This window comes from Ligilactobacillus sp. ESL1201 (genome assembly GCF_058503265.1).
Map to the genome: position 1 here is coordinate 1,620,136 of NZ_CP196362.1, position 21,481 is coordinate 1,641,616.

Annotated in this window: 27 protein-coding genes; 6 read left to right on the top strand and 21 right to left on the bottom strand. The window is 42.4% G+C overall.

The window, feature by feature from the left end:
- Positions 1-161 precede the first annotated feature (161 nt).
- Positions 162-881 carry a GntR family transcriptional regulator gene (locus tag ACSYSK_RS07970; RefSeq protein ID WP_491714618.1) on the bottom strand — a complete coding sequence of 240 codons (720 nt, stop codon included), beginning with the start codon at positions 879-881 and terminating at the stop codon, positions 162-164.
- Between the two features lie 191 nt (positions 882-1,072).
- On the opposite strand from ACSYSK_RS07970, the gene ACSYSK_RS07975 reads away from it, so the two are divergent.
- The 6 genes from ACSYSK_RS07975 (at position 1,073) to ACSYSK_RS08000 (ending at position 9,348) form a co-directional block, all read left to right on the top strand.
- Positions 1,073-2,398 carry a glycoside hydrolase family 1 protein gene (locus ACSYSK_RS07975; RefSeq protein ID WP_491715881.1) on the top strand — a complete coding sequence of 442 codons (1,326 nt, stop codon included), beginning with the start codon at positions 1,073-1,075 and terminating at the stop codon, positions 2,396-2,398.
- Positions 2,399-3,826 carry a PTS sugar transporter subunit IIC gene (locus ACSYSK_RS07980; protein WP_491714619.1) on the top strand — a complete coding sequence of 476 codons (1,428 nt, stop codon included), beginning with the start codon at positions 2,399-2,401 and terminating at the stop codon, positions 3,824-3,826.
- A 30-nt stretch (positions 3,827-3,856) separates the two neighbouring features.
- Positions 3,857-5,521 (top strand): glycoside hydrolase family 13 protein, encoded by a 1,665-nt coding sequence (locus tag ACSYSK_RS07985; RefSeq protein WP_491714620.1) that lies wholly within the window; start codon positions 3,857-3,859, stop codon positions 5,519-5,521.
- Between the two features lie 50 nt (positions 5,522-5,571).
- A complete protein-coding gene (locus ACSYSK_RS07990) occupies positions 5,572-7,239 on the top strand; it encodes a glycoside hydrolase family 13 protein (protein ID WP_491714621.1) in 1,668 nt (555 codons plus the stop codon).
- 181 nt (positions 7,240-7,420) lie between these two features.
- Positions 7,421-8,134 (top strand): B3/B4 domain-containing protein, encoded by a 714-nt coding sequence (locus tag ACSYSK_RS07995; RefSeq protein ID WP_491714622.1) that lies wholly within the window; start codon positions 7,421-7,423, stop codon positions 8,132-8,134.
- Positions 8,135-8,568: 434 nt separating this feature from the next.
- On the top strand, positions 8,569-9,348 hold the full coding sequence (locus ACSYSK_RS08000) for an acetoin reductase (protein ID WP_491714623.1): 780 nt from the start codon (positions 8,569-8,571) through the stop codon (positions 9,346-9,348).
- 94 nt (positions 9,349-9,442) lie between these two features.
- Here ACSYSK_RS08000 and rpsI read toward each other — a convergent pair whose 3' ends face one another.
- From rpsI to rpsH, 20 genes are all read right to left on the bottom strand, one after another.
- Positions 9,443-9,835, bottom strand: coding sequence for a 30S ribosomal protein S9 (gene rpsI, locus ACSYSK_RS08005; protein WP_491714624.1), 393 nt, complete (start codon positions 9,833-9,835; stop codon positions 9,443-9,445).
- A gap of 12 nt (positions 9,836-9,847) precedes the next feature.
- Positions 9,848-10,291, bottom strand: a complete 444-nt coding sequence (gene rplM, locus ACSYSK_RS08010) for a 50S ribosomal protein L13 (RefSeq protein WP_491714625.1) — start codon at positions 10,289-10,291, stop codon at positions 9,848-9,850.
- A 129-nt stretch (positions 10,292-10,420) separates the two neighbouring features.
- Positions 10,421-11,185: a tRNA pseudouridine(38-40) synthase TruA gene (gene truA / locus ACSYSK_RS08015; RefSeq protein WP_491714626.1), complete on the bottom strand. Its 765-nt coding sequence runs from the start codon at positions 11,183-11,185 to the stop codon at positions 10,421-10,423.
- Positions 11,186-11,195: 10 nt separating this feature from the next.
- Positions 11,196-11,996, bottom strand: a complete 801-nt coding sequence (locus ACSYSK_RS08020) for an energy-coupling factor transporter transmembrane component T family protein (protein ID WP_491714627.1) — start codon at positions 11,994-11,996, stop codon at positions 11,196-11,198.
- Positions 11,989-12,858, bottom strand: a complete 870-nt coding sequence (locus tag ACSYSK_RS08025; protein WP_491714628.1) for an energy-coupling factor ABC transporter ATP-binding protein — start codon at positions 12,856-12,858, stop codon at positions 11,989-11,991. The genes ACSYSK_RS08020 and ACSYSK_RS08025 overlap by 8 nt, the downstream gene beginning before the upstream one ends.
- Positions 12,834-13,667 (bottom strand): energy-coupling factor transporter ATPase, encoded by an 834-nt coding sequence (locus ACSYSK_RS08030; protein WP_491714629.1) that lies wholly within the window; start codon positions 13,665-13,667, stop codon positions 12,834-12,836. Before ACSYSK_RS08030 ends, ACSYSK_RS08025 begins: the two co-directional genes overlap by 25 nt.
- A gap of 392 nt (positions 13,668-14,059) precedes the next feature.
- The gene (rplQ, locus tag ACSYSK_RS08035) at positions 14,060-14,449 is read right to left on the bottom strand and encodes a 50S ribosomal protein L17 (protein ID WP_491714630.1); all 390 of its coding nucleotides are present in this window, start codon (positions 14,447-14,449) and stop codon (positions 14,060-14,062) included.
- 17 nt (positions 14,450-14,466) lie between these two features.
- Positions 14,467-15,411 carry a DNA-directed RNA polymerase subunit alpha gene (locus ACSYSK_RS08040; RefSeq protein WP_491714631.1) on the bottom strand — a complete coding sequence of 315 codons (945 nt, stop codon included), beginning with the start codon at positions 15,409-15,411 and terminating at the stop codon, positions 14,467-14,469.
- An 84-nt stretch (positions 15,412-15,495) separates the two neighbouring features.
- The gene (rpsK, locus tag ACSYSK_RS08045; RefSeq protein WP_491714632.1) at positions 15,496-15,882 is read right to left on the bottom strand and encodes a 30S ribosomal protein S11; all 387 of its coding nucleotides are present in this window, start codon (positions 15,880-15,882) and stop codon (positions 15,496-15,498) included.
- Between the two features lie 27 nt (positions 15,883-15,909).
- The gene (rpsM, locus tag ACSYSK_RS08050; RefSeq protein ID WP_491714633.1) at positions 15,910-16,275 is read right to left on the bottom strand and encodes a 30S ribosomal protein S13; all 366 of its coding nucleotides are present in this window, start codon (positions 16,273-16,275) and stop codon (positions 15,910-15,912) included.
- 24 nt (positions 16,276-16,299) lie between these two features.
- Entirely contained in the window at positions 16,300-16,413 is a 114-nt protein-coding gene (gene rpmJ / locus ACSYSK_RS08055) for a 50S ribosomal protein L36 (protein WP_010496734.1), read from the bottom strand.
- Between the two features lie 34 nt (positions 16,414-16,447).
- On the bottom strand, positions 16,448-16,666 hold the full coding sequence (gene infA / locus ACSYSK_RS08060) for a translation initiation factor IF-1 (RefSeq protein ID WP_244054422.1): 219 nt from the start codon (positions 16,664-16,666) through the stop codon (positions 16,448-16,450).
- Positions 16,667-16,871: 205 nt separating this feature from the next.
- Entirely contained in the window at positions 16,872-17,534 is a 663-nt protein-coding gene (locus tag ACSYSK_RS08065) for an adenylate kinase (RefSeq protein WP_491714634.1), read from the bottom strand.
- 69 nt (positions 17,535-17,603) lie between these two features.
- Positions 17,604-18,902, bottom strand: coding sequence for a preprotein translocase subunit SecY (gene secY / locus ACSYSK_RS08070; RefSeq protein ID WP_491714635.1), 1,299 nt, complete (start codon positions 18,900-18,902; stop codon positions 17,604-17,606).
- A 3-nt stretch (positions 18,903-18,905) separates the two neighbouring features.
- The gene (gene rplO / locus ACSYSK_RS08075; protein ID WP_491714636.1) at positions 18,906-19,346 is read right to left on the bottom strand and encodes a 50S ribosomal protein L15; all 441 of its coding nucleotides are present in this window, start codon (positions 19,344-19,346) and stop codon (positions 18,906-18,908) included.
- Positions 19,347-19,378: 32 nt separating this feature from the next.
- The gene (gene rpmD, locus ACSYSK_RS08080; protein WP_491714637.1) at positions 19,379-19,561 is read right to left on the bottom strand and encodes a 50S ribosomal protein L30; all 183 of its coding nucleotides are present in this window, start codon (positions 19,559-19,561) and stop codon (positions 19,379-19,381) included.
- 14 nt (positions 19,562-19,575) lie between these two features.
- On the bottom strand, positions 19,576-20,076 hold the full coding sequence (gene rpsE / locus ACSYSK_RS08085) for a 30S ribosomal protein S5 (RefSeq protein WP_491714638.1): 501 nt from the start codon (positions 20,074-20,076) through the stop codon (positions 19,576-19,578).
- A gap of 21 nt (positions 20,077-20,097) precedes the next feature.
- Entirely contained in the window at positions 20,098-20,454 is a 357-nt protein-coding gene (gene rplR / locus ACSYSK_RS08090) for a 50S ribosomal protein L18 (protein ID WP_491714639.1), read from the bottom strand.
- Between the two features lie 45 nt (positions 20,455-20,499).
- The gene (gene rplF / locus ACSYSK_RS08095) at positions 20,500-21,036 is read right to left on the bottom strand and encodes a 50S ribosomal protein L6 (RefSeq protein WP_491714640.1); all 537 of its coding nucleotides are present in this window, start codon (positions 21,034-21,036) and stop codon (positions 20,500-20,502) included.
- A gap of 30 nt (positions 21,037-21,066) precedes the next feature.
- A complete protein-coding gene (gene rpsH, locus ACSYSK_RS08100; RefSeq protein ID WP_491714641.1) occupies positions 21,067-21,465 on the bottom strand; it encodes a 30S ribosomal protein S8 in 399 nt (132 codons plus the stop codon).
- Positions 21,466-21,481: the final 16 nt, after the last annotated feature.

The window sequence follows — 21,481 nt, forward strand, 5'->3', positions numbered from 1 at the left end:
GCTTGACTCACAACTTGTGCGATCGTGCTCCAAAAAGCAGTATTTTGCGTCTAGCTACGTCGCTGTTAAATTGCCAAGACCGCAATTTGACACCGTCTGGGGGGTAGTGCTCGACTGCTAATCGCTTTTTGTCCCAACTCTCTTTTAAATCTCGCAAAAGATCACAGTTTAGAATTTTCAAGGGCGATAAATTTCCCTTTATCATACCTTTTTCTAGTTTTAGAATGTTCAAAAATCGTACCATTTTCTAAATAAACGGTTTGTTCTATCTGCATTACTGGTGTTGTATCATCGCATTCTAAATACTTCTTATCAAAATCATCAGGTTTTTCCGCACTTACAATTCGGTAAGCCGTTCCTATTTTTTTATTTAAATCATTTCTAATATACGAATAAATGCTTTCGTGAATAACCTGTTTTGTTATTCCAGGAATTACATTTAGCGGCATAATAGTATATTCTAGCGACGCAGGAGATCCTTCAAGTAAACGTAACCTAACAATGTCGTAAATTGGTTCTTCCTTTTTTATTTTCAATTGCTCTCGTTGTTTTTTGTTTGGAAAATCAATTACAAACTTAATAATTTTGCTTGCTAATTTTTTATGACTATCTATGGTCGAACTTGCTCCTCCATATAAGTCGCTCCGAATATCTAAATTGGAAATTGCGTTTGCATTGTTCTTGACGAAAGTTCCCGCCCCTTGAATACTATACGTTAAATTTTCAACATCTAAAACATCCAAGGCTTTCCTGATAGTCACGCGACTAGTATTAAATTCACTGGCTAATGACTCTTGATTAGGTAATTCATCGCCTTCATGATACACGTTATTCCTGATTCTTTTTTCTAATTCTGTCGCTATTTTAATATATTTTTTCATTCTTACCCTGCTTTATTCCTTTATATTAGCATTGTATCATTTCGCACATATTGTAGCACTATTTTAATTTAGCATATTCATATAAAAAATTTGTATTTACAAATTTAAAAAGATGATGTATATTGTTGATGAAAGAAGGGTAGGAAATGAAGTTAAAAAATAATTTTTTGTGGGGAAACTCCGTTTCAAGTATGCAAACCGAAGGAGCATGGAATGAAGGTGGAAAAGGAAAATCTGTTTATGATATTCGCAAAGCTGATAAGCACATTTCAGATTGGAAAGTCGCTATTGATGAATATCACAGGTATCCTCAAGACATTCAGTTAATGAAAGAATTAGGAATGAATTGTTATCGCTTTCAAATATCTTGGAGTAGGGTTCAGCCTGATGGCGAAGGTAATTTCAATCAGAAAGGTATTGATTTTTATTCTGATCTCATTGATCAATTATTAGCCGCTGGAATAGAACCAATAATTGCACTTTATCATTTTGATATGCCATTAGCATTGGCTAAAAAATATAACGGATTCATCAGTAAAAAAGTGGTAGATAATTTCGTCACATACGGGGAAAAGATGATTGATTTATTTGGAGATCGAGTTAAATATTGGCTAACTTTCAACGAACAAAATTTATACATTTTACCTGCGGCTTATCAACTTAGCGGTTACCAAACAGGTGATAAATCAATCCATGATTTGTTTCAAATTTTTCACAACATTGCACTTGCCCATGCCAAAATTGCCAATTACATTCATCAACAAAAAAATGATTTATTAATCGGAGGAATGGAAGCGTATTCTCAAGTGTATCCAGCATCTTGTAACCCTTCAGATGTTTTATTAACTAGAAAATTTAACGAATTTGTTAACAACAATCTGATCAGTATTTTTACCACAGGCAAATATTCCACCGAAGTCACGCAATATATGAAAGATCATTCTATGACAGATATTTTAAACATCGATGACTTAGCAATCATGGCACAAGCTAGAATTGATTATTTTGCCTTTAGTTACTACTCTAGCTCTACTTTAGATAGTACAAAAATCAATACTTCTACTACTACACCTAGTTTTTATCTATCAGTAGGAGAAAAGAAGAATCCTTATTTAAAAAGTAACGAATGGGATTGGCAAATTGATCCCCAAGGTTTTGAAATCGCCATATTAAATCTTTATAACCAAATTCACTTACCAATTTTCCCAATTGAAAATGGCATCGGTGTCAAAGAAAAATGGGATGGTAAAAATCCAATTGATGATAGCTATCGCATAAATTATCATCGCGATCATATCCAAGCATTAAAAAATGCAGTAAATCAAGGTGCAGATGTTATCGGTTATCTTGGCTGGGGATTAATTGATATTCTCAGTTCTCAGGGCGATATGAGAAAGCGCTATGGTGTTGTCTATGTCAATCGTACCAATCATGATTTAAAAGATTTACGTAGAATACCTAAAAAATCATTTAATTGGCTTAAAAAAGTAATTCATTCAAATGGGGAGGCCCTATAGATGAAAAACCAGTTTAAAAATCTAATGAATAATAAAATAATACCCTTAGTGATGAAATTTGTCGCTACTAAACCAATTAACGCATTAAGGGACGGAATGGTATATGTCTTACCCTTTGTTATTATCGGTTCTATTTTTTCCATTCTTTCAAATATTCCAATTCCCGTTGTTGCACATTTTTTTCAAGAAACAGGATGGTCTGCATTTTTCACTCAGGCATATAATTCCACTTTTGGATTAATCGCAATTTGGTCTGTAGTTGGTATTACTTATGTATATGTTAAAAATGAGCACCAAGAACCATTACCTCCCGCTTTAACTGCCCTATCCGTTTTTATTATGTTACAAGTTCTACAAAAAGATAGTCCCGTAATGGTTGCCAAAACAGCAGGAATTGTTGGAGATAACAATAATGTTCAAATGGCAGGAAAAGTCGTAACACAAAATATCGATAAGTTACCCCATGTTTTACAAAATTATATTACTTCACCGATCACAGGGATCATCGATCTTTCTTGGCTAGGTGGACAAGGAATGATTGCAGCAATTTTAATTGGTCTAATAGTCGGTTGGGCTTATTCAAAAATGCTCAAAAAAGGATGGAAAATCACACTCCCCGCTTCAGTACCACAAAATGTTGCTAATCAATTCACAGCAATGATACCAGCGGGTGTTATCTTAATTTCTTCAATGTTAGTATTCGCTGCAACAAAAGTATTTTTCCACAATGGAATACTCCAAATTATTTACAAATCTCTCCAAATTCCATTACAAGGAATGTCCGATTCACTTGGTGGTGCATTTATGATGGCATTATTAACGCCACTATTTTGGGTATTCGGTGTTCATGGTGGTGTAATTGTCAGTGGGATCATGCAGGGAATATTATTACCAAATACATTTGACAATGCCGCCTTAGCTAAAGCAGGAAAATTAACTTTAGCAAATGGCGCACATATTGTAACAAACGAATTTTATGGTAATTGGATCCAACTAACAGGTTCTGGAATCACAATGGGATTACTGGTATTTATGTTATTCATGGCAAAATCACAGCAATTTAAAACTATTGGTAAACTAGCCCTAGTTCCAAGTTTATTTAACATCAATGAACCAATTATCTTTGGGGTACCAATTGTAATGAATCCTGTCTTAGCGATACCTTTTATCATTAGCCCTATCGCAGTTGCTTTTGTAACGTACTTCGCAATATTTTTAGGAATCGTTCCACCAATGAATGGGTTAGCAGTTCCATTTACAGTTCCACCTGTTATCCAAGGATTTTTAATGGGTGGCTGGAGAATGGCAATTTTACAACTAGTAGTTATTCTAATGTCTGTCGGAATTTACTATCCTTTTGCCAAAAAATATGACCAAATTTTACTCGTTCAGGAAAAAGAAAACATTAGTCGCACAGAAAAAGTTTAATTTTCTATGGTAAAGCAGGTGAACATTAGTATGTCTAAGTGGTTCCGCGATGTAGTAGTTTATCAAATTTACGTTAGAAGTTTTCAAGACAGCAATAATGATGGTGTAGGTGATTTAAAAGGAATCAGTCAACGCTTACCATATTTAAAAAAATTAGGTGTAGATGTTTTATGGTTAAATCCAATTTATCAGTCTCCAGACATAGATAATGGCTATGATATTTCCAATTACCGGGCAATTCAACCAGTCTATGGTACAATGAATGATTTCGATAAACTATTAAACAAAACACACCATTATCAGATGAAGTTATTAATGGATCTAGTTATCAATCATACTTCAGATCAGCATAAATGGTTTCAAGAAAGCAAAAAATCTCGTAGTAATCCATATGCTGATTTTTATATTTGGCATGATCCGGTAAATAATCATGAGCCTAATAACTGGGGATCAAGATTTAGTGGTTCTGCTTGGACCTATGTTCCAAAACGACAACAGTATTACCTTCACTTATATTCTCCAGAGCAACCGGATTTAAATTGGGAGAACCCAGATGTTAGACAAAAAATCTATTCTCTTATGCGTTTTTGGTTGGATAAAGGGATCGACGGTTTCCGCATGGATGTCATTAATTTGATTTCTAAACCACAAAATTTCCCTAATGCCCCACAAATCAAAGGAAAAACATATGGAGATACTTTACAAGTAGTTTCCAACGGTCCGCGTCTTAATGAATTTTTACAAGAAATGAATCATGAAGTACTGACTAAATATGATATTATGACTGTAGGAGAAATGCCTCAAGTAACACCTAAAGAAGCTATCTGTTATACTAATTTAGCTGGCAATGAATTAAACATGATCTTTCAATTTGAACACAACGATCTAGGTAGTAATCCTGATTTTCGTTTAGGAAAGTGGAATGACCAGCCAATTAAAGTAGTTGAATTAAAGCGTATTTTATCAAAATGGCAAACGCAATTGAATGGTAAAGCATGGAATAGCCTATACTGGGACAATCATGATTTACCTCGCGTTGTTTCTCATCTAGGGTCTGATTCCGGTGAATACCACGATCTATCTGCCAAAATGTTAGCTACTACCTTACACATGATGCAAGGAACACCATTTATCTATCAAGGCGAAGAGATTGGCATGACTAATACTCACTGGGCTAAGCTGAAACAGTATGAAGATATCGAATCCTTAAACGCTTATCATCAATTTGTAAATGAAGAACAACTTATCAATGGCGAACAGATGCTAAAATATTTAGCCGCAATTTCACGCGATAACGCTCGTACACCGATGCAGTGGAATAATGACAAGAATGCCGGATTTACCAACAGTACGCCGTGGTACCAATTGAATCCTAATTACACGCAGATCAACGTCAAAAATGAACTGAATGATCCTAATTCAGTTTTCTGTTATTACCAAAAGCTACTGAAAATGCGCCATGAGTCCCCATTAATTAAATATGGTGACTATCAACTGTTAGATCCTTTAGATGAACAAGTTTTTGCTTACCTTAGGCACTATCAAAAACAATCTCTTTTAGTGATTAGTAACTTCACTAAAGAAGAAATAATCCGGGATTACGGACAAAGTAAAATGAATTTACTATTAGCAAATTATCAAGATGATCAAGGTACTAAACTGCGACCATATGAAGCAAAGGTATATTATTGCTAATTATTTTCATTATCTAAATCACTTATCATTCATTCAAGGAGGTCCGTTCAATGGCACAATGGTTTCGCGACGTGGCGGTATATCAAATCTACCCGCGTAGTTTTCAAGACAGTAATGGTGACGGTCACGGTGACCTAAATGGGATCAAAGAAAGGTTGCCCTACCTCAAAAAGCTGGGAGTCGACGTCTTATGGCTCAACCCGATCTTTCAATCGCCCGACGTCGATAACGGGTATGACATCGCCGATTACCGTCAAATTCAACCCGTTTTAGGTACAATGGCTGATTTCACCAGTTTATTAAACGCCATTCACGCTAACAAGATGAAATTACTGCTAGATCTAGTCGTCAATCACACTTCCGACCAGCACGAATGGTTTCAGCAAAGTAAACAATCACGAAATAATCCATACTCGGACTTTTATATCTGGCGCGATCCCGTCGATGGCCACGAACCCAATAACTGGGGCTCTAGTTTTAGTGGCTCGGCGTGGACTTACGTGCCGGAACGCGGGCAGTATTACTTACATCTTTTTGCTCAGGAACAACCCGACCTAAACTGGGAAAATTCCCGCGTCCGTCAAGCTGTTTATTCGTTGATGCGCTTCTGGCTGGATAAAGGCGTCGACGGTTTTCGCATGGACGTCATCAATTTCATCTCCAAACCCGCAGGACTGCCCGACGGACCCCAGCCTAATAACGCTATGTACAGCGATGGTGCGGCAGTTTGCGCCAATGGTCCGCGCCTCAACGAATTTTTACAGGAAATGAACCGCGAAGTCCTCGCCCATTACGACGTCATGACGGTCGGTGAAATGCCCTATACTGCACCTAAAGATGCCGTACAATACACGAGCCTTGCCGGTAACGAGTTGAACATGGTCTTTCAGTTCGAACACGTCAATTTAGGCGCCAATCCCGACGCGCGTTTGGGCAAATGGAACGATCAGCCCGTTAAACTGACGCAGCTAAAAGAAGTCCTCTCACGCTGGGAAACCCAACTGGACGGTCAGGCGTGGAACAGTTTGTACTGGAATAATCACGACCAGCCCCGCGTCGTTTCCCGCTTCGGTTGCGACGAGCCCCAGTACCGTGAATTGTCCGCCAAAATGCTGGCAACGACGCTGCACATGATGCAGGGAACGCCGTACATTTACGAGGGTGAAGAGCTGGGCATGACTAACACTCATTTTACCCGACTGGAACAATATGAAGACATCGAGTCGCTAAACGCGTACCATCAATTAGTAGACAAAGAAAAAATTGTCGGTGGCGCGCAAATGTTGAAATATTTAGCAGCAATGTCACGGGACAACGCCCGCACGCCAATGCAGTGGGACGCCTCTACGAATGCCGGTTTTACCAGTGGCACGCCGTGGTATGACCTCAATCCTAACTACCAGCAGATCAACGCCCAAAACGAGTTAGCTGATCCTAATTCGGTCTTTTATTACTACCAAAAATTGCTTAAATTACGCCACGAATCCGAGTTGATCAGGTACGGCGACTACGAATTATTAGACGCGACAGACGAGCAAGTTTTCGCTTACCGCAGACATTATCAGGAACAAACGCTGTTGGTGATCAGTAATTTCACTAAAGAAGAAGTCATACGTGAATACGGTCAAGGACAAATGAAATTACTGCTGGGCAATTACGCCGACGATTGGGGATCAAAATTGCGTCCGTACGAAACTAAAGTTTACCTGAATAAATAGTTAACATTTGTTAAGAAATAGTTGGAGTTGTATGATTGACCTAAGCTGCGGACTAAGTGGCACTGAATAACAAATCCTGCAGTTGGATTCCTTAGGACCTGGACTGTCGGCTGGACAAATGCAATTAGACCAGCTGGGAAAGCAACCAACTAATAATTTTCACACGTAGGAGTGGGTAAAAATGTTAACTAAATTTACAGTCAGTCCCCAACTATGGCAACTATTTCCCGACGCCAGCATTGCGGTGATTGTCGCCAAAGACGTAGACAATCACACTCAAGGCAACACTCAAAGTTTACTGGCTGCAGCTAATCAAAATGCCAGCAAGTGGTTACCAGTAGATGCAATCGGTCAAAATCCGGTCATCCAAGATTGGCGGCAGGCTTACCATCAGTTTAAGACCAAACGTGGCGCCCGCAGCTCGGTCGAAAATTTATTGAAACGCGCCAAACAAGGCAAAGGAGTCGCTACGATCAACCCCATTGTTGATTTATACAACACCGTTTCTTTGACCTGGGCCTTTCCGCTAGGCGCGCAAGACATGGACTTGCTGCAAGGACACCTAGAATTAACGCGTGCCCGGGGAGGCGAATCTTTTTTCCCGTTGGGTGAAGATTCATTGGAAGAAGCCTTACCCGGCGAAGTGATCTACCAAGACGAGCAGTCAGTCGTTTGCCGTTGCTGGAACTGGCGGGATAGCGTACGCGTCGGGATCAACGACAATTCACACAACATCATTTTCTTTTTGGAAAACGTCAATCCTCAGCGTGGCGCCGACCAACAACAAGCCGTAAAATTACTGCAAGAATTACTACAACAGTATTTAGGCGCCGATAGCCAAGAATGGCTAATTAACCAAGAAAATGCAACGATTGATTTCACCAGCAATAATTGACAAAAATTTGCAACTATTATTAATAGTACTGCTGTCTCAGGCTTACTATAAATTAAACTTTAAATTAATAAATCAGACGGAGTTGGGACAAAAAGTGGTTAGCAGTCGAGCACTAGCCTAGTTTCAAAGTAAAACCCGAACTTGGGTTTTATTTTGAAACGTAGCTAGGCACAAACTGCTGCTTTTTGGATCACGATCAGTCTATTACTTACGGAAAGCAAAAGGGGGACTGGAACAAAGCGGAGTTTTGTCCCAGCCCCAGCCTTTTTTTGTTATCTGTAACCCTTGGGTCCAAGGTCAATGGTCCACTCCGTCACACTCAATTTCATCCATCATTTACAAAAAATTTTATCTTTTATAAGTTTATGTTTTGCGTAACTTTTTTGCTAGCGTTATAATGAAAGCGTAATCATTTTAGCTAGGAGGCCTTTATTATGACAAAGAAAGTTGCTGTTATTACCGGTTCTGCTGGTGGTTTAGGCAGAGGAATTGCAGAACGTTTACTCAAAGACGGCTTCAATGTAATGATTCATGATATCAATCAAGAAGCCCTAGATGCTACTACCCAGGAATTACACGCAACCGGCTACCCAGACGTGGCTAGTTTCGTGGGCGACGTTTCTAAAAAAGAAGACCAACAAGCTTTAGTAGCTGCTGCAGTTGAAAAATTTGGTCAACTCAATGTTTTTGTCAATAATGCTGGCGTCGAGGCGGTCACTCCCTTCATGCAGATCGACCAAAAAGAATTAGAACGAACGTTTAAAATCAATGTTTTCGGCACGGTCTTTGGCACTCAAGCCGCAGCAGAACAGTATATCAAGCAAGGAACACCAGGCAAGATCATTAATGCTTGTTCTATCGCAGGCCAAGAAGCTTATGAAGTCTTAGGAACATATTCTGCCACCAAACACGCAGTTAAAGCCTTCACGCACGTCGCTGCTAAGGAGCTAGCTTCCAAGCACATTACCGTTAATGCCTATTGCCCTGGTATCGCTAAGACTAAGATGTGGGACCGGATCGATGCTGCGATGGTGGCAGCTGATCCTTCATTGAAGCCCGGCGAACCATTTGCTAACTTCTCCAGTCAAATCGCTTTGGGCCGCTATGAAACACCAACGGATGTTGCTAATCTAGTTCACTTCTTGGCGTCCGAAGATTCTGATTACATTACCGGCCAAGCTATTTTAGTCGATGGCGGAATGGTTTACCGGTAATTGGTCTAACTTTAGTATGAAATTTAAAACAAAACTAGGTATTCAAAAACACCGACTGCCACAGCGACAGTCGGTGTTTTGATATTCGTAAATATTAACGTTTCGAAAATTGTGGTGCCTTACGGGCCTTCTTCAAGCCTGGTTTACGACGTTCCTTCATCCGTGGGTCACGGGTCAACAGACCAGCGCGTTTCAACACACCGCGAAAATCAGGATCAACTTCTAGCAAAGCACGGGCAATTCCATGACGAGTTGCGCCGGCTTGACCAGAATAGCCGCCACCGTTGACGTTAACTAACACATCATATTGATCTTTAGTTTCTGTCACAGCAAAAGGCTGTTTCATTACTTCGAGTAAGTTAGCGAACGGCACGTATTCGCTAGCAGGTTTACCATTCATCGTGATCTTACCCGTGCCGGGGACTAAGCGCACACGTGCGACGGAATCTTTACGACGGCCTGTGCCTCTATATTGTACTTGAGCCAATGCGATTTCCTCCTAGATTAAATTCTTAATATCCAACACAACTGGATTTTGGGCTGCATGTTTATGATTTGCATCGCGATAAACATGTAATTTCTTGAATTCCTGACGACCTAAACTATTCTTAGGTAGCATGCCCTTAATGGATAATTCGATCAATTTTTCAGGATCCTTTTCACGGTAATCTCCAGCAGTCCGTTCCTTTAAACCACCTGGATAGAGTGTATGATGATAGTAAACTTTTCTAGTGGCCTTTTTGCCAGTTAAAGCGACTTTTTGTGCATTGATGATGATCACAAAATCACCCGTATCTACATTTGGAGTGTAGGTTGGCTTATTTTTACCACGTAAAATCGAAGCAACTGTCGTCGACAAACGTCCCAACGGGATATCAGTCGCATCAACAATATACCATTTACGTTCTACTTCGCCTGGTTTTGCTATATATGTTGTACGCACGTTTAATTCCTCCATTATCTGATGCATGTTTGACAAACAATAAGTTAACGGGGCCTACTGTGGGGCAAACAATACCATGTACCATTTTACGATTTTTCGGCAAACTAGTCAAATCAAATCCCGTAAATTTCACCCTTTTTTCGGCACGTCATAGTAAACTTCTTTCAAATACAGACCGCTGGCAGGCGCCGTCTCGCGTGCCTGATTGCGATCCTTAACTTCGTACAGACGCAAAATATCGTGCACCGGCCGTTTACCATTGCCGATCTCCAGCAAAGTAGCGACCATGATGCGCACCTGATTGTACAAAAAACCATTACCGCAAAATTCAAACTGTAATTCAGCTTGTTGCGGTCGCTCTTCTATCGTCGCACGGTAAATCGTGCGCACGTTACTTTTAGCCTGACTGCCCGCTGCCACAAAACTGCTGAAGTCGTGCGTGCCGCACAAGTCCGGCAACGCTTCTTTGATCCGCGCAACGTCCAAATGGTACTTATAATGTCCCGTGTAAAAACGTTTGAAGGGATCGACGAACTGCCCGCGACTGACGCGGTAAACATAACTTTTAGCGTGAGCCGTGTAACGCGCGTGAAAATCCATCCCGACTATTTGACAGTCTTTGATCTGGATATCGAGGGGTAACATACTGTTGAGTCCCCGCAACATCTGCCCCGCGCTTAAATCATGGGGAAAATCAAAATGGGCGACTTGCCCCAACGCATGAACGCCCGCATCGGTGCGTCCCGAACCAAATAGTGCAATGTGTTCGTCTTTTTTACTCATTTTATTGATCGCTTGTTCTAGCACCGACTGAATCGTGCGTTGCCGCGGCTGACTCTGAAAGCCCGCAAAATTAGTGCCGTCGTAAGCTAACGTGATCTTATAGCGTTTCATTTTTTCATCCTTAATGTAGTTGGCGTAAGGCTAATAAAGCCGCAGTCAACAGTATAAAACAGATTACCGCCCAGGTATCTTTTTGGTGCCACTTTTGCTCCCGGTATTTCGTTCGCCCGGCACCACCGCGGTACCCCCGTGCTTCCATCGCCGTCGCTAATTCTTCCGCGCGGTTAAACGCACTAACAAATAACGGGATCAACAATGGGATCACGGCTTTGACCTGTTGCAATAAACTACCTTCACCAAAATTAACTCCCCGTGAGCGCTGGGCATTCATGATCTTAGTCGTTTCGTCCATCAGTGTTGGGACAAAACGTAATGCGATCGACAGCATCAAGGCGATCTCAGCGACCGGGACCTTGATCTTATTTAGCGGCTGCAGTAGTGACTCGATACCGTCGGCGATCTCTAGCGGCGTGGTCGTCACGGTCAACAGCGTCGACATAAAAATGATCAAAACGAAGCGCAAAAAGACAAATACGCCGTTGATCAGCCCGAAACTGGTGACCGTAAAAGGCCCCCAGTGCCAGTAAACCGTTCCACCGACCGAAAAAAAGATCTGTAACAAAACGGTCAGCAAGATCAGTAAAATCATCGGCCGCACGCCCCGCAAGAAAAAGCCCAACCCTAAATGCGATAATAACACAAAAGATAAAACGGCTAGGCTCATCAACAGGTAAGTCGCCCAGTTATTACACAAAAAAACGATCACGATAAAATAAAAACTCAAAGCGATCTTAGCCCGCGCGTCCATTTGGTGAACCAGCGAATTACCGTTCACGTAACGGCCCAGTAATAATTTATTCACTTTCACGCCCCGTTTCTAAGGTAGCTTGTAACTGTGATGCTAACTGCTCAACGGTCAAAGGCAACGGCTCAAACTGAAATCCCCGTTGCGCCAACAAGTGCGCAAAATGCGGCGTTTGCGGCAAGCCTAAGTGGTGTTCTTGCAACCACTGGGGACGACTGAAGATCTCGCGGGGAGTCGTATCAGCAAGCAAGTGCCCTTTTTCCAACACCAAAACGTGGTCGGCATAATCCGCCACGTCATTCATCTGGTGCGTAACTAGGATGATCGTCAGGTGCTGTTTGGTGTGAAGAGCGGCAAATAGTTGCATGATCTCCGCCCGCCCGGCCGGATCTAAGCCCGCAGTCGGCTCATCTAGCACCAACACTTGCGGCTCCATCGCTAATACCCCGGCGATCGCCACTCTTCTCATCTGTCCGCCAGACAGGTCGAAAGGAGAACGCTCATAAACTTCCGGGGGTAAATTAACCATTTGCGCGGCTTTAATCGCGACTTCTTTAGCCTCTTGTTCGTTTTTACCAAAATTTTTGGGTGCAAACGCGATGTCTTTGAGTACCGTTTCTTCGAATAACTGCGACTCGGGAAATTGAAAAACAAAACCCACTTGGCGCCGTAATTCACCCAGTTCCTTGTTTTTAGTTTCCGGGGTGATCACGCTACCGTTGATCTCCAATTTTCCCGCAGTCGGTTTCAATAAGCCGTTTAAATGTTGCAGCAGCGTCGATTTGCCGCTACCAGTGTGTCCGATCACGGCGGTATAACTGTGATCGGCGATCGTCAGCGAAATGTCACTTAACGCCCGTTGCTCTAAGGGGGTATTTTCCTGATAAGTATAGCTTAAATTCGTGATTTTAATTGACATAACCAGTCTACCATCCCTTTTTCGTCCAAATACTCTTGGGGAACTTTCATCCCTAACAGCCGCAACTGACGCTTTAATTTTTCGGGATAAGGCAGGTCCAATCCCTGGGCAAATAACTCGTCTTCCCTCGCAAACAGCTGGGCGGGTGAACTATCGCTGACGATCTTGCCGTCGTCTAACACCAACACCCGGTCGGCCAGCGCCGCCTCATCGATATCGTGCGTGATCGAAATCACCGTGAAACGCTCGTGCAACTTCCTGATCAGCTCCAAGATCTGCTGCCGGCCCTCGGGATCAAGCATACTGGTCGACTCGTCGAAGATCACGATCTGGGGCTCTAGCGCTAAAACCCCGGCGATCGCCACTCGCTGTTTTTGTCCCCCAGACAAGTGGGCGGGTTCGTGTTGCGCAAAATCCAGCATGTTGACGGCCGTGAGCGCTGCTGTGACCCGCCGCCGCATTTCCGGACGTGCGACACCACGATTTTCCATGCCAAAGGCCACGTCGCCTTCCACGTCCGCACCGACAAACTGATTATCCGGATTTTGAAAGACCATTCCAATCTGTTCGCGGATCTCCCACAGCGTTTCCGGTGTCAATTTCTTTCCTGCCACGTAAATTTCGCCGGAATCGAGTTCCAACAACCCGTCGATCGCCTTAGCCAACGTGCTTTTACCGCTGCCATTATGCCCGACGATCGCGACCCACTGTCCCTTTTCAATTTGTAAATTGATATGATCCAAGGTCAACTCCGGTCGCTCCTGATTGTAGCGAAAACAGAGGTCCTTAATATCAATGATTGAACTCATAATAATTTCCTTTCACAATGAATGCTTACTGAGTATCATATCATATTGCCGGCACTTTCAGCCACTTAACTAAGATAAAAGTTCGACCTTACTAGAAAAAAGAAGAGTTAATCCAAAAAATTGCTGCTTTTGGGAACACGATCAAACTATCACCAGCAGAAATACAAAAAGGCCTAAGACAAAACGGTGTTTGTCCCGGCCTTATATTTACATACTCACAAATGATAATCAGATCGTATTTCAAAAAGTAACAGTTTACCCACAAAAAAATCACTTTTTATGCACAATTTCACGGCCAAGACCGCTACTTAGAACTAGACTGGGAAAAATTCCACCATCATAACATTCATCCTGTACATAAAAGTGACACTGGGGTAAAACTAAAATATTAGTTAATCAACTAATTCCAAGACTACCATTTGAGCTGCGTCGCCGCGGCGTTGGTCCATCTTGTAGATGCGAGTATAACCACCGTTACGTTCTGCAAAACGCGGTGCCACCTCAGCAAATAATTTTTGTAACGCAGTTTGAACAGTTACTTTATCGTTTTCTTCGTCTTCTTTAACGTCAGCAACTACATTCATCAAAAATGCAGCGGCGCGACGACGGGAAGCCAAATCACCTTTTTTACCTAATGTGATCATTTTATCCACGAACTTGCGGACTTCTTTTGCCCGTTGTTGTGTCGTCACGATCTTACCGTGCACGATCACATCGGTCGTTAAATTACGCAACATCGCTTTACGATGAGCACTGTCGCGTCCTAATTTACGATATGCCATCAAAATCCCTCCTTCAGTTAGTCATCATGTCGTAATGATAAACCTAAATCGGTCAATTTTACCTTGACTTCTTCTAGTGATTTCCGGCCTAAATTGCGGACCTTCATCATGTCAGCTTCGGACTTATTAGTTAACTCCTGGACCGTGTTGATCCCAGCTCGTTTCAAACAGTTATACGAACGAACAGACAGGTCTAATTCTTCGATCGTCATTTCCAACATCTTGCCTTTATGACTCTCTTCTTTTTCAACCATGATCTCAGCGTTTTTAGCCTCATCCGTTAAATCAACGAATAAAGTCAAATGCTCCGTCAAGATCTTAGCCGAAAGACTGATTGCTTCGCTCGGCGAAATTGAACCGTTCGTCCACACATCCAGTGTTAACTTATCAAAGTCGTTTTTCTGACCAACACGTGTTTTTTCTACTTGATAATTGACACGCTCAATCGGGGTATAAATAGAGTCGATAGCTAAAACACCAATCGGCATATCAGTTGCCAAAGCCTTATTTTCATTGGCTGAAACATAACCACGACCCTTGTTAGCGGTCATCCGCACGTGAAATGAAGTTCCTTCAGCGACCGTACAAATGTACAGGTCCGGATTCAAAACTTCAACTTCACTACTGCCTTGGATATCCCCCGCCGTAACTTCGGCAGGTCCGTTAACGTCAATTTCTAATGCCTGATCTTCTTCAGAGTCTAAGCGTAAAGCAACTTTTTTCAAATTCAAAATAATTGTCGTTACATCTTCCAACACACCATCAATGGATGAAAATTCATGCAACACACCATCAATTTGAACGTCGGTGATTGCAGCACCGGGCAACGAAGAAAGTAAGATCCGGCGTAAGGAATTACCCAAAGTAGTACCGTAGCCGCGCTCTAAGGGCTCAACTATGAACTTGCCGTAATTTTCACTTTCTTCAATTTTTTGAATTTTTGGTTTTTCAAACTCGATCATTCTTACCTTTACCCCTTTCAAAACGTGACGTGTAATTTGGAGAAAACAACATGACGTTATTTTGCAAAATAAAACAACTCCAAATTAAACTCGCCGACGTTTTGGCGGACGGCATCCATTATGAGGCACTGGTGTTACATCTTTAATGGAAGTAACTTCCAAGCCCGTTGTTTGAAGCGCACGAATAGCTGCCTCACGACCAGAACCCGGTCCTTTGACAGAAACGGCAACATTTTTCATTCCAAAATCCATTGCACTCTTAGCTGCAGCTTCTGAAGCCATCTGTGCAGCAAATGGGGTGGACTTCCGGGAACCCTTAAAACCTAGGGCACCAGCAGAAGACCATGCCACGGCATTACCATGAACGTCTGTGATCATGACTAATGTGTTGTTAAATGTAGAATGGATATGAGCAACGCCGCTTTCAATATTCTTTTTCACCCGACGCTTGCGTGATTTCTTAACTGCCATTAAACGGTAAACCTCCCTTAAACTAAATTATTTTTTTCTACCTGCAATTGAAACTGCTGGGCCTTTACGTGTCCGCGCATTATTCTTAGTGTGCTGTCCGCGCACTGGTAAATTACGCCGATGACGCATGCCACGGTAAGAACCAATTTCTGATAAACGCTTGATGTTCATTGAAACTTCACGCCGAAGGTCACCTTCAACTTTGTAGTTATCAACTTGTGCCCTGATTTGATCTTCTTGATCAGCGGTCAAATCACGCACCCGGACATCTTCAGAAACACCTGCATCTGCTAAGATCTTGTGTGCAGTGGTATTACCGATTCCGTAAATATAAGTTAAGCCGATCACGATCCGCTTGTCACGTGGTAAATCGACACCTGCAATACGAGCCATTACAATTACACCTCCTATATATTATTATCCTTGACGTTGTTTGTGCTTAGGGTTAGAGCAAATAATCATCACACGACCTTTGCGTTTGATAACTTTGCAGTGTTCGCACATTGGTTTAACTGATGGTCTGACCTTCATGAATGATACCTCCTGCTTAAGATTGAAGTACAATCTATCTGTAACGATAGGTAATGCGACCTTTAGTTAAGTCGTACGGCGACATCTCAACTGTAACCTTGTCTCCGGGCAAAATGCGAATGTAGTGCATCCGGATCTTACCGGATACGTGCGCTAAAATCTCATGTCCGTTTTCTAGTTCCACCTTGAACATCGCGTTGGGTAACGTTTCTTTGATCGTACCCTCAATTTCAATCACATCATCTTTCGCCACGCAAAAGTACCTCCTTAAATTGGTTTAATAACTTCACACTAAAAATAGGGGTTTGGCATCCGTTAGATTTACATTCCTCTATTTTAGAGCAAACTAAACCCCTTGAAAAGATAAACCTAACCTAGCATAGCACAGCTGGTTTAGTGATGCAAGATTTAACGAATAAAAATTACTCACACCGCGCTACACTTTTTAAAAATCTAACTTACTTCTTAATTTGAGCGACTGCAGCTTGCACGTCAGCAAAGACCTGGTCGATTCCTTGGTTACCGTTAACAGTATGCAAGATCCCCTTTTGTTCGTAAAAGTCTAACAACGGGGTATTCATCTTCAAGTTAACTTCCAAACGATTTTTGACGGTTTCCGGCTTGTCATCATCGCGCTGGTAAAAATCACTAGCACCACACTGGTCACAAACTCCGTCTTTTTTAGTCGGGTTGAAGACTTTATGGTAAGTTGCACCACAATTGCGGCAGATATAACGACCGGTCAACCGTTCCATTAATGAAGCGGGATCAACGTTAATGTTGATCACCCCATTCAAGCAACGGTCTAGTTTAGTACCGATCTCTTCTAAGGCCTGAGCTTGCCCCATATTACGGGGATAGCCATCTAATAAGTAGCCATCCGCAACATCGGCTTGGGCTAATCGTTCCTGCACGATACCATTAGTCACATCATCTGGGACTAATTCACCCCGGTCGATATAGCTTTTAGCTTTCAATCCCATCGGGGTTTTGTCCTGCATTGCCGCCCTAAAAATATCACCGGTCGAAATATGCTGGATCTGGTATTGAGCAACGATCCGTTCGGCTTGGGTACCTTTCCCTGCGCCCGGCAATCCTAGCAGCATTAAATTCAGTGCCACGCTAACATCTCCTTTAATTTATTAAGCAAAAATTAGGCCCTCACACTAAATGTAAGCAACCTAATCTTCTTATTCTCTGATGAAGCCAATGTATTCTCGTTTCATCATCATTCCTTCAAGCTGACGCATCGTTTCTAGCGTTACGCCCACTACGATCAACAGACTAGTACCGCCCAGTCCGATCGATTCGTCTAAACCAAAGTAAGCCGAAGCTACTAATGGGATCAGTGAAACTAATCCGAGGAATAACGAACCAACCGTACTCAAGCGCATCAAAACTGCCGAAACATAGCGTTCTGTTTCCTTACCTGGCCAAACGGATGGAATGTAGCTACCCTGTTTTTGCAAATTCTCGGATAACTTTTCCGGATTGACCTGCACGAAAGCATAGAAGAAAGTAAAGACGACGATCAAGACCGTATACAAAATCATTCCCGGCTTGGTTTGCATACTAAAAACTGCGGATAAGATCTGATACCAGCTATCCTGAGAGTGATTTTGAGCAAATGCCAGCAAAATCGTCTGCGGTGTCGCAATAAACGAACTAGCAAAAATCACCGGAATAACTCCCGCCACGTTGACTTTTAGCGGTAGGTATGAATTTTCAGTTGCACCAGCAAGCCGTCTTGTATACTGGATCGGAATCTTATAATTAGCTTGTTGCACGTAAGTCACAAAGGTTACGATCGCTAAAATCACTACTAACAAGATCACTACGTAACATAGCGGCTGCCACAATTGTGATTTACTGATCCCCACAAACTGGTCTTGATAAACCTGCTCGATTCCCGTCGGAATCCGGGCGATGATCCCGGCCATGATGATCATTGAGATCCCATTGCCTAACCCACGATCGGTGATCATATCACCCAGCCAAGTAGTAAACATCGTTCCCCCAGTTAGGATCACCCCAATACTGAAGTAAGTTGCCAAACTCGGGTTTTTAACTAGACTTAAACTACTTAAACTATTAAATCCTGCAGTAATTCCAATTGATTGTATAAACGCCAGCACGATCGTCAAATATCTTGTTACTTGATTGAGCTTCCGGCGGCCGACTTCACCTTGTTTGCTCCACTCTACAAAACGGGGCACAATGTCCATTTGCAGCAATTGTACGACGATTTGCGCGGTAATATAGGGAGAAACCCCCATCGCTAACAGTGAATAATTGGTTAAACCGCCACCTGAAAAAGTATTCAAGATACTAATTAACCCTGAAGACGCAACACTACTCAATGCTTTAGCGTTGATCCCAGGGACGGTAATATAAGTGCCGAGACGAAACACAATCAAGACACCTAGTGTAAAGAAAATTTTCTTACGGATCTCTTTAACAGCTAGGGCGTCTTTCATTGTCGTCAGCATTTATTAAATCACCTCAACTTGACCGCCTGCTGCTTCGATGGCAGCTTTTGCAGATGCAGAGAATTGGTTAGCCTTAACGGTCAATTTCTTAGTCAATTTACCATTGCCCAAGATCTTGATGCCATTTTGGTTATCCTTCACAATTCCCGTTGCCCGGAGGATGTCTGGGTTAACTTCTGCACCATCTTCAAATTTGTTTAAAGTTTCAATATTCACGATGGCAAAGACTTTACGGTTGATATTATTAAAACCGCGCTTAGGCATCCGGCGGAACAATGGCATCTGCCCACCTTCAAAACCTAAACGAACTTTACCTGTTCCACGCGCTTTTTGCCCTTTTTGGCCCCGACCAGCAGTCTTACCGTTGCCAGAAGAAGTTCCCCGGCCAACGCGGTTTCGCTGACGGCGTGCGCCTGCGGTAGCTTGTAATTCATGCAATTTCATTTCCGTTAGCACCTCCTCGTTCGTTAAATGTCTTATTCAGCAGCCGATACAGCTACCAAATGATTGATTTTACGGATTGCCCCGCGCATTGCTGCGTTATCGGGAACAACAACTGAACTTTGGACACGGGTTAAGCCTAGGCCCTTGACGATTGCACGTTGATTACGTGGGCGACCAATGACCGAGCGAGTCAAAGTCACTTTAATTTTAGCCATCTTAATTGCCCTCCTTATTCAGCCAAGTGCTGGACAGAAACTCCGCGCAAAGCAGCCGTTTCTTTGGCACTTCTCAAATTTTCTAATCCATTGATTGTTGCTCGTACTACGTTGATCGGAGTGTTAGAACCCAAGGATTTGCTGGTAACATCAGCAATTCCGGCCAGTTCCATTACGGCACGGACGGAACCACCAGCAGCAACTCCAGAACCAGCGTCAGCAGGTTTTAATAATACGGTACTGCCACTATGATGTCCCAGAACTTCGTGAGGAATAGTAGTTCCGTCAAGCGGAACTTCGATCAAGTTTTTACGTGCGGCATCGACTGCCTTACGAATTGCTTCAGGAACTTCTTGCGCTTTTCCTGTACCAAATCCCACGTGTCCTTTGTGATCACCAACGATCGCTAAGGCTGCAAAACGTAGACGACGCCCACCTTTCACAACTTTTGTGATCCGGTTGATCGCAACAACCTGGTCTTCCAAATCTAATTGAGCTGGATCGATAAAAGCCATAAACGTTAATTCCTCCTTTTACTAAAATTCTAATCCATTTTCACGGGCAGCTTCAGCTAAAGCTTCAACCCGACCGTGATACAAATAACCGCCACGATCAAAGACTACTTCTTTGATCCCTTTAGCACTAGCACGCTGAGCAACTAAAGCACCAACGGCTTGAGCTTGCTTAGTTTTTGTATCAGCTGCAATATCACTATCTAAAGTAGAGGCACTAGCTAGCGTCACACCCGCTACGTCATCAATTACTTGAGCGTAGATGTTTTTATTAGAACGATAAACGTTTAAGCGTGGGCACTCAGCAGTACCAGAGATTTTATTACGAACACGTGCGTGGCGCTTTTGCCGTGTTTTATTCTTATCTGGTTTAGAAATCACTATTTTCACCTCTTGAAATTATTCAATAGCACTTAAGCTACTTTATTATTTACCAGTCTTACCTTCCTTACGGCGAACGTATTCACCGACATAACGGATCCCTTTACCTTTATATGGCTCTGGGGCACGAGTTGCCCGGATCCGTGCTGCAGTATCACCGACTAATTCTTTGTTGATCCCAGAAACTGTGATCTGAGTCGGGGAAGGAACTTCGATCTTGATCCCGTCTGCTGCAGGAAATTCAACTGGGTTGGAATAACCAACGTTTAAGATCAAATTCTTACCCTTCATTTGCGCACGATAACCAACCCCACGCAATTCAAGTTCCTTTTTGAAACCATGGGTAACACCTTCGACCATATTATTGAAGTTAGCCCGGGTAGTACCGTGCAAAGCCTTCATCTTATAGTCATCAGAAGGACGATCAAATTTAACATCTTTACCTTCGATCTTCATCGAGATCAAATCAGATAATTCGCGCGTTAATTCACCCTTAGGTCCCTTGACGGTCACAACATTACCATCTTGTTTGACGTCAACGCCTTCCGGCAATTCAACGACTTTATAACCAATACGACTCACGAGATAGCCACCTCCTTGCTTTTTAATTTATTACCAAACGTAAGCGAGCACTTCGCCGCCAATGTTTTTAGCACGTGCAGTTTTATCCGTCACGATTCCTTCAGAAGTTGAAAGAATGGCAATTCCTAGGCCGTTTAATACCTTAGGAACTGCGTCTGCTTTTACGTATGAGCGTAAACCTGGTTTAGAGATCCGTTTCAAACCAGTGATGACACGTTCATTATTTTTATCATATTTCAAGAAGATCCGGATCACGCCTTGCTTGTCGTCAGCGACATATTCGACGTCACGGATGAAACCTTCATTTTTTAAGATCTCAGCGATCCCGCGTTTGATTTTAGATGCAGGTGCTTCAACTGATTCATGTTTTGCTAAATTTGCATTCCGAATACGAGTCAGAAAATCTGCAATTGGATCGGTCATTGCCATGTTATTAGCCTCCTTT

Coding starts and splice junctions, on each gene's coding strand:
- ACSYSK_RS07975 (WP_491715881.1), top strand. CDS start 1,073: ATGCAAACCGAAGGAGCATGGAATGAAGGTGGAAAAGGAAAATCTGTT.
- rpsM (WP_491714633.1), bottom strand. CDS start 16,275: ATGGCTCGTATTGCAGGTGTCGATTTACCACGTGACAAGCGGATCGTG.
- ACSYSK_RS07995 (WP_491714622.1), top strand. CDS start 7,421: ATGTTAACTAAATTTACAGTCAGTCCCCAACTATGGCAACTATTTCCC.
- ACSYSK_RS08000 (WP_491714623.1), top strand. CDS start 8,569: ATGACAAAGAAAGTTGCTGTTATTACCGGTTCTGCTGGTGGTTTAGGC.
- rpsK (WP_491714632.1), bottom strand. CDS start 15,882: ATGGCAGTTAAGAAATCACGCAAGCGTCGGGTGAAAAAGAATATTGAA.
- ACSYSK_RS07970 (WP_491714618.1), bottom strand. CDS start 881: ATGAAAAAATATATTAAAATAGCGACAGAATTAGAAAAAAGAATCAGG.
- truA (WP_491714626.1), bottom strand. CDS start 11,185: ATGAAACGCTATAAGATCACGTTAGCTTACGACGGCACTAATTTTGCG.
- ACSYSK_RS08025 (WP_491714628.1), bottom strand. CDS start 12,858: ATGTCAATTAAAATCACGAATTTAAGCTATACTTATCAGGAAAATACC.
- rplQ (WP_491714630.1), bottom strand. CDS start 14,449: ATGGCATATCGTAAATTAGGACGCGACAGTGCTCATCGTAAAGCGATG.
- rpsE (WP_491714638.1), bottom strand. CDS start 20,076: ATGGCTTTTATCGATCCAGCTCAATTAGATTTGGAAGACCAGGTTGTT.
- rpmD (WP_491714637.1), bottom strand. CDS start 19,561: ATGGCTAAAATTAAAGTGACTTTGACTCGCTCGGTCATTGGTCGCCCA.
- rplO (WP_491714636.1), bottom strand. CDS start 19,346: ATGAAATTGCATGAATTACAAGCTACCGCAGGCGCACGCCGTCAGCGA.
- rpsH (WP_491714641.1), bottom strand. CDS start 21,465: ATGGCAATGACCGATCCAATTGCAGATTTTCTGACTCGTATTCGGAAT.
- secY (WP_491714635.1), bottom strand. CDS start 18,902: ATGCTGACGACAATGAAAGACGCCCTAGCTGTTAAAGAGATCCGTAAG.
- ACSYSK_RS08040 (WP_491714631.1), bottom strand. CDS start 15,411: ATGATCGAGTTTGAAAAACCAAAAATTCAAAAAATTGAAGAAAGTGAA.
- ACSYSK_RS07990 (WP_491714621.1), top strand. CDS start 5,572: ATGGCACAATGGTTTCGCGACGTGGCGGTATATCAAATCTACCCGCGT.
- ACSYSK_RS07985 (WP_491714620.1), top strand. CDS start 3,857: ATGTCTAAGTGGTTCCGCGATGTAGTAGTTTATCAAATTTACGTTAGA.
- ACSYSK_RS08030 (WP_491714629.1), bottom strand. CDS start 13,667: ATGAGTTCAATCATTGATATTAAGGACCTCTGTTTTCGCTACAATCAG.
- rpmJ (WP_010496734.1), bottom strand. CDS start 16,413: ATGAAGGTCAGACCATCAGTTAAACCAATGTGCGAACACTGCAAAGTT.
- ACSYSK_RS07980 (WP_491714619.1), top strand. CDS start 2,399: ATGAAAAACCAGTTTAAAAATCTAATGAATAATAAAATAATACCCTTA.